The 18,677-nt window shown below is 74.2% G+C and carries 11 protein-coding genes; 1 reads left to right on the forward strand and 10 read right to left on the reverse strand.

Translation table 11 applies throughout. The features are described from left to right. The coding region (locus ACFYUY_RS19275; protein WP_387901900.1) for a condensation domain-containing protein at positions 1–2,342 on the reverse strand (2,342 nt) is incomplete at its 3' end. A gap of 85 nt (positions 2,343–2,427) precedes the next feature. Then, the gene (gene sbnA / locus ACFYUY_RS19280; RefSeq protein ID WP_360211127.1) at positions 2,428–3,465 is read right to left on the reverse strand and encodes a 2,3-diaminopropionate biosynthesis protein SbnA; all 1,038 of its coding nucleotides are present in this window, start codon (positions 3,463–3,465) and stop codon (positions 2,428–2,430) included. Positions 3,466–3,688: 223 nt separating this feature from the next. Here sbnA and ACFYUY_RS19285 point away from each other — a divergent pair, with 223 nt between their 5' ends. After that, complete coding sequence (locus ACFYUY_RS19285; RefSeq protein WP_387901903.1) at positions 3,689–10,837, forward strand: amino acid adenylation domain-containing protein; 7,149 nt, start codon at positions 3,689–3,691, stop codon at positions 10,835–10,837. Between the two features lie 171 nt (positions 10,838–11,008). Here ACFYUY_RS19285 and ACFYUY_RS19290 read toward each other — a convergent pair whose 3' ends face one another. The 8 genes from ACFYUY_RS19290 to ACFYUY_RS19325 all read right to left on the reverse strand — a co-directional run bounded on the left by ACFYUY_RS19290 (position 11,009) and on the right by ACFYUY_RS19325 (position 18,665). Then, positions 11,009–11,689, reverse strand: a complete 681-nt coding sequence (locus ACFYUY_RS19290) for an AfsR/SARP family transcriptional regulator (RefSeq protein WP_360211131.1) — start codon at positions 11,687–11,689, stop codon at positions 11,009–11,011. A gap of 214 nt (positions 11,690–11,903) precedes the next feature. Further along, positions 11,904–12,194 carry a helix-turn-helix transcriptional regulator gene (locus ACFYUY_RS19295; protein WP_360211133.1) on the reverse strand — a complete coding sequence of 97 codons (291 nt, stop codon included), beginning with the start codon at positions 12,192–12,194 and terminating at the stop codon, positions 11,904–11,906. A gap of 238 nt (positions 12,195–12,432) precedes the next feature. Continuing rightward, the gene (locus tag ACFYUY_RS19300) at positions 12,433–14,658 is read right to left on the reverse strand and encodes an MMPL family transporter (protein WP_360211135.1); all 2,226 of its coding nucleotides are present in this window, start codon (positions 14,656–14,658) and stop codon (positions 12,433–12,435) included. Between the two features lie 153 nt (positions 14,659–14,811). Further along, complete coding sequence (locus tag ACFYUY_RS19305; protein ID WP_387901907.1) at positions 14,812–15,573, reverse strand: 4'-phosphopantetheinyl transferase family protein; 762 nt, start codon at positions 15,571–15,573, stop codon at positions 14,812–14,814. A 53-nt stretch (positions 15,574–15,626) separates the two neighbouring features. Then, positions 15,627–16,787: an acyl-CoA dehydrogenase family protein gene (locus ACFYUY_RS19310; protein ID WP_360211139.1), complete on the reverse strand. Its 1,161-nt coding sequence runs from the start codon at positions 16,785–16,787 to the stop codon at positions 15,627–15,629. After that, positions 16,784–17,506, reverse strand: a complete 723-nt coding sequence (locus ACFYUY_RS19315) for a hypothetical protein (RefSeq protein WP_387901911.1) — start codon at positions 17,504–17,506, stop codon at positions 16,784–16,786. The genes ACFYUY_RS19310 and ACFYUY_RS19315 overlap by 4 nt, the downstream gene beginning before the upstream one ends. Then, positions 17,503–18,396 carry a hypothetical protein gene (locus tag ACFYUY_RS19320; RefSeq protein WP_387901914.1) on the reverse strand — a complete coding sequence of 298 codons (894 nt, stop codon included), beginning with the start codon at positions 18,394–18,396 and terminating at the stop codon, positions 17,503–17,505. Before ACFYUY_RS19320 ends, ACFYUY_RS19315 begins: the two co-directional genes overlap by 4 nt. Before the next feature lie 2 nt (positions 18,397–18,398). Then, positions 18,399–18,665, reverse strand: a complete 267-nt coding sequence (locus ACFYUY_RS19325; protein ID WP_387901917.1) for an acyl carrier protein — start codon at positions 18,663–18,665, stop codon at positions 18,399–18,401. Positions 18,666–18,677: the final 12 nt, after the last annotated feature.

Consider the following 18,677-nt stretch of genomic DNA (forward strand, 5'->3'; position numbering starts at 1 on the left):
GTGAGGGTGTCGCCGGCGCGGATGACGGCGTGGGTGACGTCGTCGGAGCACTCGGTGGGGCCGTAGGCGTTCATCATCGGGATGTGCGGGTGGCGGTCGTGCCAGCGTCGGCAGAGGTCGGCGGGCAGGGCCTCGCCGGTGACCATCAGCCAGCGCAGGTCCGGGAGTTCGGGGGCGTCGCCCTCGGTGTCCCAGGCGTCGAGGGCGGCGCGCAGCAGGGAGGGGACGACCTCCAGGACGGCGATCCGCTCGTCGCGGGCCATCCCGAACAGGGCGGTCGGGTCGGCGGCCATCTCGGTGCCGGAGACCCGGACGGTGCCGCCGACGACGAGCGGGGCCAGCATCTGCCAGACCGACACGTCGAAGGTGAGCGGGGCGTTCTGGACGACGCCCTCGCCCTCGGTGAGCGAGAGGTCGTCGACCTTGGCCCAGAGGTGGTTCATCATCCCGGAGCGCTGCACCATCGCGCCCTTGGGCTTCCCGGTGGAGCCGGAGGTGAACATCACGTAGGCGAGGTCCAGGCCCTGGCCGCGGGTCGGCAGGGCCGCACCGGCGATGCCGTCGGCCGGGTCGGTCAGCGGCAGCACGGCGGCCGCCCCGGCGGCGACCTCGGCGGCCTGGTCCCGGTACCCGGCGCCGGCCAGCAGGTGGCGGGCGCCGCTGTCGGTCAGCAGCCCGGTGTTGCGGGCGGCCGGGGCGGTCGGGTCGAGCGGCAGGTAGGCGCCGCCCGCGGCCAGGACGGCCAGGACGCCGGTGACGAAGGGGACGCCGGGCTCGGCGTACATCGCCACCACCGAACCGGTGGTGACCCCGGCGTCGCCCAGCCGGGCGGCCAGGCCGCCCGCGCGGGCGAGCAGCTCGCGGTAGGTGATCCGCTCGGTGCCGTCGGCCGCGGCGACCGCGTCCGGCCGGGCGGCCGCGACGTCGCGGATCCGCTCCACCAGTCCCTGGTCGGCGGCGGCGCCGCGGTCCCAGCCGCCGAGCAGGCCGAGCTGCTCGCCGGTGGCGCCCAGGCCCACCTGGCCCAGCGGGCGGTCCGCCGGCATGGTGGCGAGGGTGCCGAGGAAGGTCTCGAACCGGGCCAGGTGGGTGGCGAGTTCGGCGGCGTCGTACAGCTCGGGGTTGCCGTCGAGGTGGATCTCGACGGTGCCGTCGTCCGCGTTGAGGACCGTCATGATGAGGTCCTTGACGATGCCCGTGGACAGGTTGACCACGACCCCGCGGCAGCCCTCGCCGAAGGCCAGCTCCGGGTCCTGGTTGAGCACGTTGATGAACGGGCCGAAGGCGCGCTGGTCGTCGATCCGCAGACCGATGTCGCGGCGCACCCGGTCCCCGCGGTAGCGCTGGTGCTTCAGGGTGCCGGCGACCTCGATCCAGGCCGCGCGCAGCAGCTCGGTGCGGGTCATCTCCGGGCGCACCCGGACGGCCAGCGGCAGGTAGTTGGCGAGCATGCCGGGGATCTCGCGGCTGACCGCGCCGACCCGGCCGGTGACCGGCAGGGTGAGCAGCGGCGCCGGGACGCCGGTGACGCGCTGGGTGTAGGCGGCCATCGCGGCGACCATCAGGACCGGCATGGTGACCTTGCCGTCCTGGGCGAGGGCGTGCAGCGCGGCGGTGGTCTCCGGGGAGAGCCGGGCGGTCTCGCGCAGGGCGACCCGGCCGGGGGCCGGCTCCTGCTCGGAGAGCGACACCAGCTCGGGCACCGCGCCGTGCCGGGCGGAGGTGAGCCGGTCCGTCCAGTAGGCGCGGTCCTTCTCGACGCTGGGGGAGTCGAGGTACTTGCGCTCGGCGTCCAGCAGTCGGTGGAAGGCCGGCATGGCGTCGGCGTCCAGCTCGTCCGGGCCCTCGCCGGCGGCCAGCCGGGTGTAGACGGCGGAGAGCTTCGGGTACAGCAGCGAGCGGCTGAACCCGTCCGCGAGGATGTGGTGCATGCACAGGTAGAGCAGGTGCCGCTCGGCGTCCAGGGTGATCAGGGCGCCGCGGAACAGCGGGAAGTCGGTGACCTTCATCGGGTCGGCGTGGTCCGCCCGCATCCAGCGCTCGGCGGCCGCCAGCGGGTCCGCCTCGCCGCTGAGGTCCACCGTCCTGAGCGGGATCTGCGCGAGCGGGCGGATGATCTGGCCCGGCGCGCCGTCCTCCTCGACGAACTGGACGCGCAGCCCCTCGGCCTCGTGGCCGAGGCGCTGCAGCGCCCGTCCGAGCAGCTCGGGGTCGAGCGGCCCGCGGATGTCGATGTAGTCCGCCATGTTGTAGGCCAGCGGCCCGTCGGCGAACTGCTCGTCGAACCAGATCTCGGCCTGCGCCGCGGTCAGCGGCAGGACTGCGTTCCGGGTGGTGGTCACTGCTTTGCTCTCCGTCATCCTCGGCCTCGGCCCCGCCGCGACACTCTCGACCTCTGACACCGCTGTTCGCGCCCGTGCGGTCCGCTCAGCCGGACACGGGCTGCAGCCCGGCGGCGACGCCCGCCCCGAGCCCGCGGTGCTCGATCCCGGGCAGCAGGCCCTCCGGGCCGACCGTGTCGCGCACCCACGCGTCGTGGTAGACGGTGTCCATGTAGCGCTCGCCCAGGTCCGGGGCGATGGTCACGGCGGTGATCCGCTCGCGCACCCCGCCCGCGCCGTCGCCGTGGTGCTCGTCCAGCCAGCGCAGCGCCCCGCTGACGGCCGTCCCGGTGGACCCGCCGAACAGGAAGCCGCCGCGCATCAGCTCGCGGCAGGTGCGGACGGTGTCGGCCTCCTCGACGAGGATCGGGGCGTCGACCAGCGTGTCGTCGAGCAGCGGCGGACGGACGCTGGTGCCCAGGCCCGGGATGTGCCGGGTGGCCGGCGGGGTGCCGAAGGTGACCGAGCCGACGCTGTCGACCGGGATCACCCGCACCGAGGGGCGCCGCTCGCGGAAGTACCGGGCGCAGCCCATCAGGGTCCCGGTGGTGCCCGCGCCGACGAACAGCACGTTCAGGTCCGGGAACTCGCGGGCGATGGCCGGCGCGGTGGTCCGGTAGTGGGCCATCCAGTTCCCCGGGCTCAGGTACTGGTTCAGCCAGACCCGCTTCTCGTCGGCGGCGAGCAGCGCCTTGACGTGGCGGATCCGGGCACCGAGGAGGCCCTCGGTCTCGTGCGGCACGTCGATCAGGTGCACCTCGGCGCCGTACGACTCCATGGTGCGCCTGGTCACCTCGTTGCAGCGCGAGTCGGTGACACAGATGAACTTGTAGCCGCGGCTGGCGGCGAGCACGCTCAGGGCGACGCCCATGTTCCCGGAGGACGACTCCACCAGGGTCGAGCCGGGGCCGAGCACCCCGGCGGCCTCGGCCTGGGCGACCATCTCCCGGGCGGCCTTCAGCTTGATGGACCCGGCGAAGTTGAACCCTTCGACTTTCAGGAAGAGACGGTGCCCGAAGAACGGCTGCAGATTCACGAAGAGGTCGCTGACCTCGAATTCGTGCGACGCGGAAATGACCGGCACTTGGAGACTCCTGGCCTTCGGTAACGAATTAGCCTCGGCGGCAAGCCTCTCGTCGCGCGCTGACGAGGGGCTGACGGATTGCTGACGGGGCCCGCCACCAGGGTTTCGGGCCGCCGGGGAGCCGCGCGTCAGCGGTCCGTCAGTTGCCGGTCAGTTGCCCGTCAGCGCCATCGGAAAACGTTTGTTATTCCGCACCATGCAGGCCTTCCATGAGGAGCCCGGTTTGAATCGGCCGTCCGCCATCAGTGAAGTCCTCCCGCTCTCGCCGCTGCAACAGGGACTGCTCTTTCTCTCGGAGTACGACCGCGAGGGGACGGACGTCTACACCATTCAGCTGGTGCTCGACCTCGAGGAGCTGACCGACGCCGACGCCGCAGCGCTGCGCACCGCGGCCGGCCTCCTCCTGGAACGGCACCCCAACCTGAAGGCCTGCTTCCGGCACCGCAAGAACGGCGAGGCGATCCAGGTCGTCCCCACCTCCGTCGAGCTGCCCTGGCGGGAGGTCGCGGTGACGGCCGCCCCGGCGGGGCCGGAGGAGGAGTTCGACCGGCTCGCCGAGGAGGACCGGCTGCGCCGCTTCGACCTCGCCCGCCCGCCGCTGCAGCGGATCACCCTGGCCCGTGCCGGGGGCGGCCGCTGCCGGCTGATCTGGACCGTCCACCACATCCTGGTGGACGGCTGGTCGATGGTCTCGCTGATCGGCGAACTCGCCGCGCTCGCAGAGGAGGTGAAGGCCGGCGGTACGCCGTCGAAGGAGCCGCGCACCGGCGCCGCCCGCTACCAGGCGCACCTGGCCTGGCTCGGCGCGCAGGACAAGGAGGCCGCCCGGCGGGCCTGGACCGGCGCCCTGGCCGGAGTGGTCGACCCGACCCGGCTGGTGCCGGCGGGCCGGGCCCGGGCCGAGGGGGCCGGCGCGCTGCCGCAGGCCGTCCCGCTGGACCTGACCCCCGAGGTCTCGGCCGCGCTGACCGCCTTCGCCCGCTCGCGCGGTCTGACCGTCAACGCCGTGGTGCAGGGCTGCTGGGCGCTGCTGCTGTCCCGGCTGACCGGCCAGGACACGGTGCTGTTCGGCGCGGTCACCTCCGGCCGCCCGGCCGAGGTCCCGGACGTCGAGCGGATGGTGGGCCTGTTCGCCAACACCCTGCCCGTCCGGGTGGACGTCGACCCGGCCCGCACCCCGGCCGAGCTCTTCGCCGACGTGCAGCGCTCGCAGGCCGACCTGCTGGCGCACGAGCACCTGACCCTGGCGGAGGTCCAGCAGCTGACCGCGGTGCGCGGCGAACTCTTCGACACCGCCCTGATGTTCCAGAACTACCCGATGGGCGGCCTGCCGCTGGCCACCGCCGGCGGCCCCCGGGTGACCGGCGCCGACGTCCGCTCCGCCACGCACTTCCCGCTCACCCTGACCGTCTTCCCCGGCACCCCGTTCGGCCTCGCGGTCAACCACGTGCCGGCGCTGGTCGACCGGGCGGAGGCCGAGCTGGTCGGGCGGCGCTTCGCCCGGCTGCTGGCCGCCGCGGTCACCGCGCCCGACGAGCCCTGCGGCCGGCTGGACGTGCTGGACGAGGCCGAACGGGACCGGGTCACCGAGGACCGCAACGCCACCGCGACGCCGCTGTCCGGGCACTGGCTGGCCCCGCTGCTGGACGCCCGGGCCGCCCTCGCCCCCGACGCCCCCGCGGTCCGCTGCGGCGACGAGCGGCTGACCTACCGCCGGCTCCACGAGCGCGCCGACGAACTGGCGGCCGCGCTGACCGCCGCCGGCGCCGGGCCCGAGCAGGTCGTGGCGATCGCGCTGGACCGCTCCTGCGACCTGGTGGTGGCCGCCCTGGCCGTCCTCAAGTCCGGTGCCGCCTACCTGCCGCTGGACCCGGACTACCCGGTCGACCGGCTGCGCTACATGCTGGCCGACGCCGTCCCGGTGGTCACCCTCACCCACCGCCGGGTCCGCGAGCTCCTCACCGCGGACGGCGGCTCGGCCACCGGCGAGCTGTGGGTGCTGGACGGCACGGAGACCGGGGCCGGTGCGCACGGGCAGCGCGCACGCACGGCCCCGCTCGCCGACCACCCCGCGTACGTGATCTACACCTCGGGCTCCACCGGCCGCCCCAAGGGCGTGGTGGTGCCGCACGGCGCCCTGGTCAACCTGGTCGAGGACATGGTCGCCCGCTTCGCGGTGACCCCCGCCGACCGCTTCCTCGCCGTCACCACCTTCGGCTTCGACATCGCCAACCTGGAGCTGTTCGTCCCGCTCGCCGCCGGCGCCGAACTGCTGGTCGCCGACCGCGGGACGGTCCGCGACCCGGCCGCGCTGGCCGACGCCGTCACCGGGCTGGACGCCACCCTGCTGCAGGCCACCCCCAGCCTCTGGCAGTCGCTGGCCGCCGACCACGCCCCCCGGCTGGCCGGGCTGCGCGCCCTGGTCGGCGGCGAGGCGCTGCCCGAACCCCTGGCCCGTACGCTCACCGCGCACTGCGCGTCGGTGACCAACGTGTACGGCCCGACCGAGACCACCATCTGGTCCACCGCCGCACCCCTGACCGACCCCGAGGCCGGCCCGCCGCCGATCGGCGGCCCGATCGCCAACACCCGGGTGTACGTCCTGGACGGCGCGCTGCGCCCGGTGCCCGACGGCACCTTCGGCGACCTCTACATCGCCGGCACCGGCCTGGCCCGCGGCTACCTGGGCCGGGCCGGCCTGACCGCCGAGCGCTTCGTCGCGGACCCGTACGGGCCGTCCGGCGCGCGGATGTACCGCACCGGCGACATCGTCCGCTGGGACGCCGCCGGCGCCGCCCTGGAGTACGCGGGGCGCAGCGACCACCAGGTGAAGATCCGTGGCTACCGCATCGAGCTCGGCGAGATCGAGTCCGTGCTCGCGGCGCAGCCCGGAGTGACGCGGGCCGTCGTCACGGCCCGCACCGACCGGGCGGGGGACGCCCGCCTGGTCGCCTATGTCGTACCGGCAGGGATCGACCGCGACCGGTTGCGGGAGCGGGCGTCATCGGTGCTGCCCACGCACATGGTCCCTGCCGTGTACGTTCCCTTGGACGATCTGCCGCTGACCCCCAACGGCAAGATCGACCGCAAGGCCCTGCCCGCCCCGCCGGACGAGCGGGCGGGCACCGGGCGCGCGCCCGTGGGCGAACGCGAGGAGCTGCTCTGCGCGGTCTTCGCCGAGGCCCTCGGCCTCGACCGGGTCGGCGCGGACGACGACTTCTTCGAGCTGGGCGGCCACTCGCTGTCCGCGACGAGGGTCGCCAACCGGCTGCGCGCCGCGCTCGGCGCCGACGTCCCGGTGCGGGCGCTGTTCGACGCCCGGACGGCCGAGGCGCTGGCCCGGGCCCTCGACCCGGAGGCGCCCGAGGCAGCCGGCGAACCGGCCGGCCCCCGGCGCCCCGCGCTGCGGGCCGTCCCCGACCGGCCGTCCTCGGTGCCGCTCTCGCACGCCCAGGAGCGGCTCTGGTTCCTGGACAAGATGGACGGCCCGACCGGCACCTACAACATCCCGCTGGCCGTGCGCCTCACCGGCCCGCTGGACGCCGCCGCGCTCGCCGCCGCCGTCCGGGACGTGGTGGCCCGGCACGAGAGCCTGCGGACCGTCTTCGCCGAGGCCGACGGGCTGCCCTCGCAGCTGGTGCTCTCCCCCGGGGAGGCCGACGGGGCCGGCGCCCGGCTGGTCGTGGTGGACCTCGCCGGATCGGAGCCGGGCGCGCTCGGGGCGGCACTGGCCGCCGAGGCCGCCCACCCCTTCGAGCTCTCCGCCCAGGTGCCGCTGCGGGCCCGGCTGTTCGTGCTCGGCCCGGACGACCACGCACTGGCCCTGACGGTGCACCACATCGCCGCCGACGGCTGGTCGCTCGGCCCGCTCGCCCGGGACCTCTCCACGGCCTACCGGGCCCGGCTGGCCGGTGCCGCACCCGGCTGGGAGCCGCTGCCGGTGCAGTACGCCGACCACGCGCTGTGGCAGCGCGAACTGCTCGGCTCCAAGGACGACCCGGACAGCCTGGCCAGCGCCGAACTCGCGCACTGGCGCGAAGCGCTGGCGGGCATCCCGGAGGAGCTGGAGCTGCCCACCGACTTCCCGCGGCCGGCCCGGGCCGGGCACCGCGGCGGCGAGGTCGGGTGCACCGTGCCCGCGCCGACCCACGCCCGGCTCGCCGAGCTGGCCCGGCGCGGCGGCGCGAGCCTGTTCATGGCCGTCCAGGCCGGTCTCGCCGCCCTGCTCACCCGGCTCGGCGCGGGCACCGACATCCCGCTCGGCAGCCCGGTGGCGGGGCGCACCGACGACGCCGTCCGCGACCTGGTCGGCTTCTTCGTCAACACCGTGGTGCTGCGCACCGACACCTCGGGCGACCCGAGCTTCACCGACCTGCTCGGGCGGGTCCGGGAGAGCGACCTGACCGCCTACGCGCACGCCGAGCTGCCCTTCGAGCACCTCGTCGAGGAGCTCAACCCGGTCCGCTCGATGGGCCGGCAGCCGCTCTTCCAGGTGATCCTGGCCTTCGAGAACAGCGCCGACCCGCTGCCCGCGATGCCCGGCCTGACCGCCGAGGTGCTGCCGGTCGGCTCCACCACGGCCAAGTTCGACCTGTCCTTCCAGGTGCTGGAGCGGACCGGCCCGGACGGCTCCCCGGCCGGGCTGGACATCCGCCTGGAGTACCGCGAGGACCTCTTCACCGGGGCGACGGCGGCCCGCCTCGCCGGGGCCCTGGCCACCCTGCTCGGCTCCGCGGCCGGCACCCCCGACGCCCCGCTCAGCGCCCTCGACCTGCTCACCGCCGAGGAGCGGCGGGTCCTGCTGGAGGAGTGGGCCGGCCCGACCGCCCCGCTCACCCCGGTCACCCTGACGGAGCTGTTCGAGGGCCTGGCCGCCGCGGACCCGGAGCACCCGGCCCTGATCGGCCCCGACGGCGTGCCGGCCGGACCGGCGACCATGCGGCTGTCCTACGCGGCGCTCAACGGGCGGGCCAACCGGCTCGCCCACCTGCTGCTGGAGCGCCGGGTCGGCCCGGGCGACGTGGTCGCGCTGGCCATGCCGCGCTCCGCGCCGCTGGTGGTCGCGCTGCTCGCGGTGCTGAAGACCGGCGCCGCCTACCTGCCGGTCGACCCGCAGTACCCGGCCGACCGGATCGCCTACATGCTGGGCGACGCGGCGCCCGCCCAGGTGCTGACCGTCGAGGCCGTCGCCGACCGGCTGCCCGGGCTGCCCGACGGCGTCGTGCCGCTGGTCCTGGACTCGCTCGCCACCCGCTCCGACCTGACCGGCCGGCCGGACCACGACCCCGTCGACGCCGAGCGCACCCGTCCGCTCGGGCCGGACGACGTCGCCTACGTGATCTACACCTCGGGCTCCACCGGCCGCCCCAAGGGCGTCGTGGTGCCGCACCGGGGGGCCGCCAACCTGGTCGCCAACCACCGGGCGCGGATGGGCGCCGGGCCGGACACCCGGGTGCTGCAGTTCGCCTCGTTCAGCTTCGACGCCACCGTGTGGGAGCTCGGGGTCTCGCTGTTCTCGGGCGGCACCCTGGTGTGCGCCACCGACGAGAGCAGGGTCTCCGGGGAGGTGCTGGGCGCGCTGCTCGCCGAGCACCGCGTCAACCACGTGGTGCTGCCGCCGACCGTGGTGGCCGGCCTGCCGGACGACGTGGTGCTGCCCGAGGGCCTGCACCTGCTGGTCGGCGGCGAGGCCTGCCCGCCCGCGCTGGTCGACCGCTTCGCCCCGCTGACCGAGTTCCGCAACGCCTACGGCCCGACCGAGGCCTCGGTCTGCGCGACCTGGAGCGACCCGCTGCTGCCGGGCAGCGGCCGCCCGCCGATCGGCCGCCCGCTGGACAACCACCGCCTGTACGTCCTGGACGCGGCGCTCGCGCCCGCGCCGGTCGGCGTCACCGGGGAGCTGTACATCGCCGGCACCGGCCTGGCGCACGGCTACCTGGGCCGCCCGGTCACCACGGCCGAGCGCTTCGTCGCCGACCCGTACGGCCCGGCCGGCACCCGGATGTACCGCACCGGCGACCTCGTGCGCTGGCGGGCCGACGGCACGCTCGACTACGTCGGCCGGGTCGACCACCAGGTCAAGCTGCGCGGCTTCCGGATCGAGCTCGGCGAGGTCGAGGCCGCGCTGGTGCGCCACCCGGTGGTGGTCCAGGCCGCGGTGCTGGTCGTCCCCTCGCCCACCGGGGTGCCCCAGCTGACCGGGTACGTGGTGCCGCTGCCCGGCGTCGCCGCCGTGGACGTGCCGGTGCTGCGCGCCTTCGTCGCCGAGTCGCTGCCCGCGCACATGGTGCCCGCGACCCTGGTGACGCTGCCCGCGCTGCCGCTGACCGCGAACGGCAAGCTCGACACCCGCGCGCTGCCGGCCCCCGGCTCGGCGCCCGCGGCCGGCCGGGGCCCGGCGCAGCCGCCGAGCACCCCGGCCGAGGAGGCCATCGCGGGGGTCTTCGCCGAGATCCTCGGGCTGGACGGGATCGGCGCGGACGACGACTTCTTCGCCCTCGGCGGGGACAGCCTGCGCTCGGTGCAGATCGTCAGCCGGGCCGCCAAGGCCGGTTTCACGCTCTCGCTGGCCGACGTCTTCACGCACAAGACGGTGGCGGCGCTCGCCGCGGCCGCCCGGCCCTCCGGGCCGGCCCCGCGGGTGACGCAGGAGCTGCTGGAGCCGGTCCTGGCGATCCGCCCGACGGGCTCCGCCGAGCCGCTGTTCTGCGTGCACGGCGGGGTGGGCTTCGGCCTGCCGTACGCCGAACTGGCCCCGCACGTCGATCCGGACCGGCCGGTGTACGCGCTGCAGTCCGACGGCGTCGCGGCCGCCGAGGGGGAGTGGGACCGGCCGGAGAGCGTCGAGGAGCTGGCGGAGCTCTACCTGGCCAGGGTCCGCCGGGTGCAGCCGCACGGCCCGTACCACCTGCTGGGGTGGTCCTTCGGCGGCCTGGTGGCGCACCAGATGGCGGTCCGCCTGCAGGCGGAGGGCGAGCGGGTGGCCTTCCTGGCGGCGCTGGACGTCTTCCCGGTGCGCGAGGGGGACCACGACCCGACCGACGAGGAGATCCGCTCGGCCTTCCTCGCCCACCACGCCGCGGGGGCCGGCATCGACGACCGGGAGCTCGGCCGGCTGATGACGGTGATGCGCCACCACACCGACATCGCGCGGGAGTTCACGCCCGGGCGGTTCGACGGGTCGCTGCTGCTGTTCACCGCGGCGGACGAGGTCCAGGGCGCCCCGGCCGCCGAACTGGCCGACCGCTGGCGCGCGCACCTGACCGGTGCCCTCACCCTGCACGAAGTCCCGTGCGGGCACGAGGAGATGCTCGCCCCGGCGGCGGCCCGCCGGATCGGCGCGGTGGTCGACACCGGGCTGCGCGGGTCCTGAAACGCCCGGTGGCCGGGCCCGGGAGACCGGGCCCGGCCACCGCCGGAGCGACGCACGAGAACGACACGCGCCGGAACGACGCGCAAGAACGCCGGCGGCCCCTGACGGAGCCGCCGGCGGACGGGGCGAGCTGCCCTCGCCCCGGGAGTCACCCCGGGAGCTGTCCGGGACCTACAGGGAGGGATCCTGCATCAGGATCGCCTGGTAGAGGTGGTGGAGCCGGCGGCTCGGCTTGAGCCCCAGCTCCTCGTCGAGCCACTTCCGCGTGCGGTGGAAGATGTCGACGGCCTCGGACTGTCTGCCGCACCGGTAGAGCGCGATCATCAGCTGCTCGCTGAACCGCTCCCGTTCCGGGTACTGCGCGAGCAACTGCTTCAGCTCGGCCACCACCGCGGCGGCCTCGCCGGCCTGGAGCTGAGCCGCGATCAGGTCCTCGCGGGCCGTCTTGCGCTGTTCGTCCAGACGCAGCGCGACGGCCCGGCACCAGGGCCCGTCGCTCGTGTCGAGCAGGGCCGGTCCGCGCCACATCGCGAGTGCCCCGCGGAGCGTGTCCATGGCTTCGTACGGCCGGTCGCCGACCAGCTGCGCGCCCTTCTCCGCCGTCCGCAGGAACCGGTACGCGTCGACCGACTCCTCCGAGACGTTCAGCATGTATCCGTTGTCGACCGTGCGGATGACCTCCTGGTCCGGCCCCTCCAGGCCGAGCTCCGCCAAGGACTTGCGCATGCGCTTGACGTTGGCCTGCAGCGCGTTGCGCGCGTTCTTGAGCGGTGCCTCCCCCCACAGTTCGTCGATCAGCTCGTCGAACGCGACGACCTGGCCGGCGTTGAGCGCCAGCATGGTCAACATCACGCGGTTCTTCTTCGCCCTTAGACCTACTGTGCGTTGACCGTCGCCGATCAACAGTGGGCCCAAAATGGAGATGTACACCAATTTCCCCGTCCCTAGCGGTGAACTCCAGCCACAAGCTTTTCTGTTGAGACCTCAGGCCCGCCACTACGAACAGCGGTCGACTTGTTTAGGGGGGCCTGAAAATGGGGAAAAGCCTGGGTATCATTCGCGCTGGTCAAGTATCGGTCACACGTGGCTCGTGCGGCCATGTACCTTCGTACATGAGTTGGTGGACCTGGGCCACCAGCCCTACCTGAAGCCGCGACTCCACACCGAGCTTCGCCAGGATGTTGGCCACGTGGGCCTTCACCGTGCGCTCGGTGACGTGCAGTCGGGCGGCGATGCCGCGGTTGGAGTGCCCGGCCCCGATCAGGTCGAAGACCTGTCGTTCCCGTCCGGACAGCGTCCCGACCCGGTTGAGCTCCTCATGCCAGCGCGTCGAGGCGAGGCTGCCGTCACTGTGCATGGCCACCCCCCTGACCGCCCCCTGCTTCCCCGTTGTGCGGTTGCCGGCCCGCCTCCCCCCTCGGAAGGCTCTCACGCACCGGCGAACGCGCATGCGATTCTACAACTCCCGTAACAAACCACCACAGGATAGGTGGAGTCAAACACCTTGTCATGGCCGTTATCAGACGGGTATGCGCACGAAAACGGCCGGGGGGAAGGATAGCCCTTCCCCCCGGCCGGTACGGGTGGTTCCGGTGTTACGGAAGTGTCGTCCGGGCCGCCGAGGCCGCCGCGGCGGCCGCCACGATGGCGGGGATCCGCGGGGTGCGGGTGGTGGTCTGGCGGGCCAGCCGCGAGGGCCACCAGGTCTTCCAGCCGAGCAGGGTGACCACGGCCGGCAGCACGACGATCCGGATCACCGTGGCGTCGAGCAGCACCGCGCAGGCCATGCCGACCCCCATCTGCTTCATCTCGATGAAGTTCAGCGAGGCCAGCAGGGCGAACACGCAGACCATCACCACCGCGGCGCTGGTCACCACCCCGGCGGTGCGGGTGATCCCCTGCTCCACGGCCTCCTTGACGGACAGTCCGCCGCGGGCCGCCTCCCGGATCCGGCTGACCACGAACACGTGGTAGTCCATCGAGAGGCCGAGCAGGATCACGAAGAGCATCAGCGGCAGCCAGGCGACCACCCGGCCGGTGGACTCGAAGTGCAGCAGGTCCTCCGCCCAGGTGTGCTGGAAGATCAGCGCGAGCAGGCCGAAGGAGGCCGCCGCGGACAGCACGTTGAGCACCACGGTGATCAGTGCCAGCATCACCGAGCGGAAGGCCGCGGTCATCACCAGGAAGGTCAGCACCAGGGCCACCCCGAGCACCCAGGGCATCTTGCGCATCACGTTCGCCCGGTAGTCGACGTCGAAGGCGACGTCGCTGCCGCCGACCGCGAACTGGGCGCCGGCGATCGCGCCGAGGGTCTGCGGGGCGAGGTCCTCGCGCAGCCGGGCGAGCGAGGCGCGGGCCTCCGGGGAGCCGCTGTCGAACCGGGTGCCGATCGCCACGGTGGCCACCGTCCCGCTCTGCGAGGTGCGCACCACCGGGGCGGGGGAGTGCACGAAGAGGTCGTCCCGGGAGGTGAGGTCGACCAGCGCGGTCACCGCGGTGGCCAGCTCCCAGGCCTTGCCGTCCGGGACCTTCACCGCGACGGTGTGGGTGTCCGCCGGGCTCGGGAACGACCTGGTCAGCCGCTCGTTGGCCTGCATCGCCGGGATCGAGCGGGGCAGGTCGTCGATCCCGGTGGCCTTGAGCTTCAGGCCGAGGGCCGGCACCGCGAGCAGGAGCAGGGCGCCGACCGAGAGCACCAGCGCGATCACCGGGTGGCGCAGCGAGGGCTTGAGCATCGTCGACCAGAGCCGCGGCTTCACCCCGCCGGCCTGGGTGAGCCGCCACACCAGCGGCACCCGGGGGGCGTCCAGGAAGCGGCCGAACCGGGAGAGCATGGCCGGCAGGACGGTCAGCGAGGAGATGATCGCGATCCCGACCACCAGCACCGCGCCGGTGGCCATCGACTCGAAGGCGATGTGACCGGCGAGGTAGAGCGCCCCCATCGAGATCATGACGACCACGCCGGACACCAGCACCGAGTGCCCGGAGGTGGCGGCCGCGATCTCGATGGCGTCGATGTTGTTGGCGCCCAGGGCCCGTTCCTCGCGCTGGCGCTTGAGGTAGAACAGCGAGTAGTCGACCCCGATGGCCATCCCCATCAGCACGATGACGTGGGTCACCGGCCCCGGGTCGGGCACCAGCTGGGAGGCCACCCCCCACAGGCCGAGCCCGGCGAGCACCGAGGACAGGCCGAGCACGACCGGGACGCTCGCGGCGACGATCGCACCGAAGACGAAGACCATGACGAGCAGGGTCACCGGCAGGCTCAGCACGGTGGCCTTGCCGAGGTCCTTGCTCAGCATCTCGTTCAGCCCGGCCTTGATCGACCCGGCGCCGACCAGCTCCATCCGCAGGTCGGTGTGCGACTCGTGGGTCCTCGCCACGGCGTCGATGATCGGCTGCACCCGGTCGGAGGCGGTCTCCGGATCCCCGTCCAGGGTCACCGGGACGAGCATCGCCGAGCCGTCCGGGGCGGACACCGGCTCGTCCACGGCGCTGATGCCGGGCACGTCGCGCAGGTCGCGGGCGGCGTCCGAGGCGGCCGCCCCGGCCCGGACCGGGTCGAGCTGCCCACCGCCCCACGGGGTGATGAGGACGTTCTCCACCGCGCGCTCCTGCAGACCGCCGCTGCGGGCGATCTCGGCCGCCCGGCCGGACTGCCCGATGGAGAGGTCGGAGGTGGTGGCCTGCCGGGTGCCCGTGACGCCGCCGACCACCAGGGCCCCCACGACGAACACCACCCAGAGCGTTATCGCCCACCAGGGGTGGACGGCGCTCCACCGAGCGGCCCTGGTGATCACGTTCCTGCCTTCCACGATCACGTTCCCCTCCTCAGAAGAAATGCCCGGATCGGCCACGGGCCTGACTTCCGAGTCCGGCCGGTGCGGTGCGACGTTTGCTCGCGTCCCTGAATCTAGTGACGCTCCGGCGCATGATCACGGGTACAACTTCGACGATTCGAGGGGGAGTTTCTTCTACTTGACAGCCTCGTCGAGAACCGACTCGGGGCTCGACGCGAGTACCGGTGGGAGAGTGTCGACACCGGATTCCCCAGGCGGAATTTGATACCACATCCGCCGGGACACGTTAAAGGGCCCGTCGCCGGTCAGTGCGACGGACCCCGCGTATCCCCCGGGCAGCGGCAGATCGACGACTCTCCACGGACCGGGCAACGGCCCGGAGCGTGCGTACACGGCGGCCTCCCGGCCGGGGTGGGCGACGGGGATCCCCATGCCCTGGGTGAGTCTGCCGCCGGAGGCCTTCACACAGGCCTCCTTCCTGGTCCACAGCCGGGTGAAGACCGGCTGCCCGCCGGCGGCCACCGCGGCCCGCTCCTCCGGGGGGAAGAAGCGTCCGGCCAGCCGGTCGACGTCGAGGTCCGGGCGGGCCAGCTCGACGTCCACCCCGACCGGCCGCGCAGCCAGCGCGAGCAGGGCGGTCTCGCCCGAGTGGGAGAGGCTGAAGTGCAGCCCGTCCGCCCCCGCGACGGCGGGCTTGCCCCACGGTCCGCGGGTGAAGCGCAGCCCGTCCGGGGGGAGCCCGAGGCGCTCGCCGAGGACGATCCGGGTGGCGGCGTGCGCGATCACGAAACGGCGCCGCAGGCCGGGCAGCCGCCCGGCCCGGGCGCGCGCCCGCTCCTGCTCGTCGAGCAGCTCCTCCAGGTGCGGCGGGTAGCCGTCCGGGTCGTCCGGCGCGGCGCCGCCGCCCCGGTCCCCGGGGCGGCGCGCGCCGTTCAACGGAATCCTCCAGATCTCGACCGAATCCCGAGCGGAGGACTGTTCGGTCCTGTTCAGAACCGGCCCACCTTTCCGGTGTGCAGCCCCTGGAACAGATTGAGCTTCTGGATGTTCCGTGTCCCCTCCATGAACTCCACGCCCCTTGCGTCGCGGGCGAGTTTGTCGAGGAGCGGATGATCCAGCCGCGCACCCGGTCCGAAGAATCCGAGTGCGCTCATCGTCACGTCCTCGGCGAGTTCGCAGGCGCGGGCCTTCGCCGCGGAGGAGAGGTGTCCGGCGGCCGGCCGGCGGTCCACCGCGAGGGCCGCGCGGTAGGTCAACCCCCGTGCGGCGTCGATCCGCCGGCCGAGCGACTCGAACAGCTCGCGCTCCGCCCCGCGCAGCTCCTTGCGGTTCTCGGCGACGTAGTCGTGCGCGGCGCGGGCGATGCCGAGGGCGATCGCGGCCACGCTGGGGCGGAGCTGGTTGAAGACCGAGACGATGCTCCACATCCCGCGCCGGGTCGGTGGCAGGTGCGTGCCGAGCACCCGCTCGGCCGGCACGTGCACCCGGTCGAGGGTGATCCGGGTCAGCTGGACGCCGCGCAGTCCGAGGGTGGGCAGCGGCTCGGCCCGGAAGCCCGGGTCGGCGGTGTCCACCAGGACGGCCAGCACGCCGAGCCGCTCGGTGCCCGCGACGCGGGCGAACACCGCGCCCAGGTCGGCGCGGGCGGCGTTGCCGACGTAGCGCTTCTCGCCGTCCAGGAGGTACGAGCCGTCGCCGACCGGGGTCAGCGTGGTGGTCATCTCGCCGATGGCCGAGCCGCGCTCGGGCTCGGTGAGGGCGAAGCAGGTCCAGCGGGGGCGCTCGGCGAGCCGGCCGTACACCCAGTCCTTCTGCGCCTGGCTGCCGAGCACGCTCAGCAGGACCCCGCACATCGAGGCTCCGGGCGAGCCGAGCATCATCCCGGCGTCGCCGCGCGCCAGTTCCTCGCTGACCAGGACGCGCTCCAGGGTGGCCAGGCCGTGCGCCGGGCCGGCCCCGGCCTCGGCGGACGCGCGGTCCCAGTCCGGCGGCACCTGGTGCCCGGCCAGGAAGCGCACCGCGGGGAGGTCCAGGAAGCGGTGGACGGCCTCCGGGTCCCGGTCGAGTTCGAGCGCGCCCGCCCGCAGGTCGTCGGCCCACCGCCGCACGTACCGGTGCGTGGTGTCGAGCGAGGCCGGCAGGCTGGTCACGCGTTGTCCTTCCGGGAGGTGGCGTTCGTGGCGGGGACCCCGGCGGGGCCCGGCCAGCCGCAGTAGACGTCGGCGAGCAGCTCGGAGGCGTACGCCGTCCGGCCCGGCCCGTCGGCGGTGAAGCCGTGGGCGCCGAGCAGCCGCAGCAGCGCCCGGTCCGCCTGGGTGATCTGGGCCTGGAGCCGGGCCAGGGCCGCGGCGTCCAGCGGCAGCACGGGGGCGAGCGGGGAGTCCGGGGCGACGCCCTCGGCGAGGTCGTCGAGGACGCCCTCGATCTCGAGGTGGTCGATCAGCACGTCGGCGAGCGCCCCCTTGACCAGCTGCTGCAGCAGCAGCGAGGTGCCCTCGACCTGGCGGGCCGCGAGGTAGGCGGTGCAGGCCTCGCGCAGCCGCTCGGACGCGCCGAGCCGCAGCCAGGCGAGCCCGGTGCCCCAGTCGTGGGAGTCCGGGCCGGCCGGGGCCGGCGGGGTGGCGGCGGGGCCGAGGACGGCGAGTCCCGGCACCGGGTCCGCACCCCCGTCCCCGTCCTCCTCCTCGTCGAACTCGGGGAGGTCCCCGAGCAGTTCGCGCGGGACCACGGCGTGTCCGCGCGGGCCGCGCGGGGCCACCCCGGGGGACAGCGCGCGGGAGAGCAGGGTCAGCGCCGGGACGAGTCCGTCGTTGCGGGCACTCGTCCGTGCCTCCCGCCAGTGCTCGCGCACCTCGGCCGGAACCGTCATCGGACCCTCAGCTCCCCCGTGTCGAGCGTGCAGTAGGCCAGGAGGCCGCGCTCCCGGTCGTAGTCGGCCACCACCACCGGGCGGTCCCGGTCGGTGACGGCGAGCAGGGCGGCCCAGCCGCCGGTGGCGGGCTGCCCGTCCGCCACCCTGATCAACGTCCCGTCGTGCGCCGGAAGTTCAGCGCCGGCGTCGGAGAGGCCGGCGCCGGCCACCACCGACGCCCGGTCGTCCCAGTCGGCGAACAGCCCCGGCTCGGGGAGGCCCTGGGCGGCCCCGCCCAGGGCGGCGTCGCCGCCGTCCCAGTGCAGCAGCAGGGCGACCGCGGCGTCCGCGTGGACGGCGGACTGCCCGGTCGCGGGCAGCGGGAACGGCTGGGTGCCCTGGTCCACGACCAGCAGCAGCAGCCGCGACCAGCCGCAGCGCCGGGCGTACTCCACGGCCACCCGCAGCGCGCTGAACGGGGCCAGGACGCCCTGGTCGGACAGCGCGAAGGAGAGCGGCTCGCCGGGCAGCCGCCGCTTCACGCAGGAGGCGACCAGTTCGGCGTGGTCGAAGTCCGGCGCGGCGTAGGCGACCACCACCACCTCGGGGCACTCCTCGGGGGTCAGCGGCCCCAGCGCGTCGAGCGCGCCGTAGGCCAGTTCCACCGAGGTGCGCCGCCCCGAGGCGGCGAACTGGCCGCGGTCGAAGTCCGCCCCGTAGAGCGCCCCGAGCTCGCGGTAGAACTCCTCCCGCGCGCCCTCCGGCCGGTACGGTGCGCCCGGCCCCGGCGGCACGTGGGCGGCCGCCCGGACGAGCCGGGGCAGGGCCGCCGTCGCCAGGGCCGGTCCGGCCGGGCCGTCCGCGCCGACCGGGACGGGGCGCCGTACGGGCGCACTCGCGCGGAACATGCTTAGGCGCTCGCTTCCGCGGCGACGAAGCCGGCCAGCGAACCCACGGTCTCGAAGTGGGTCATGTCCAGCTCGTCGGCGTCGAACTGCACGTCGAGGATCTCCTCGATCGTGATGAGCAGTTCGAGCGCGCTGCTGGAGTCCAGGCCCAGCTCGTCGAAGAGGCGGACGCTCTCGGCCGCGTCGGAGACGTCCTTGTTGAGGACCTCGGACAGGCCCTTGCGGACGGCGTCGACGTACTTGGCGTCGGTGGCGGTGGTCTCGGTCATGCTGTTCTCCTC

This window comes from Kitasatospora sp. NPDC004745, from assembly GCF_042873275.1.
Lineage (GTDB): Bacteria > Actinomycetota > Actinomycetes > Streptomycetales > Streptomycetaceae > Kitasatospora.

Bases quoted from the DNA above. Each gene is read 5' to 3' on its own strand.
- ACFYUY_RS19320 (WP_387901914.1), bottom strand. From the start codon at position 18,396: ATGTTCCGCGCGAGTGCGCCCGTACGGCGCCCCGTCCCGGTCGGCGCG.
- ACFYUY_RS19325 (WP_387901917.1), bottom strand. From the start codon at position 18,665: ATGACCGAGACCACCGCCACCGACGCCAAGTACGTCGACGCCGTCCGC.
- ACFYUY_RS19315 (WP_387901911.1), bottom strand. From the start codon at position 17,506: ATGACGGTTCCGGCCGAGGTGCGCGAGCACTGGCGGGAGGCACGGACG.
- ACFYUY_RS19295 (WP_360211133.1), bottom strand. From the start codon at position 12,194: ATGCACAGTGACGGCAGCCTCGCCTCGACGCGCTGGCATGAGGAGCTC.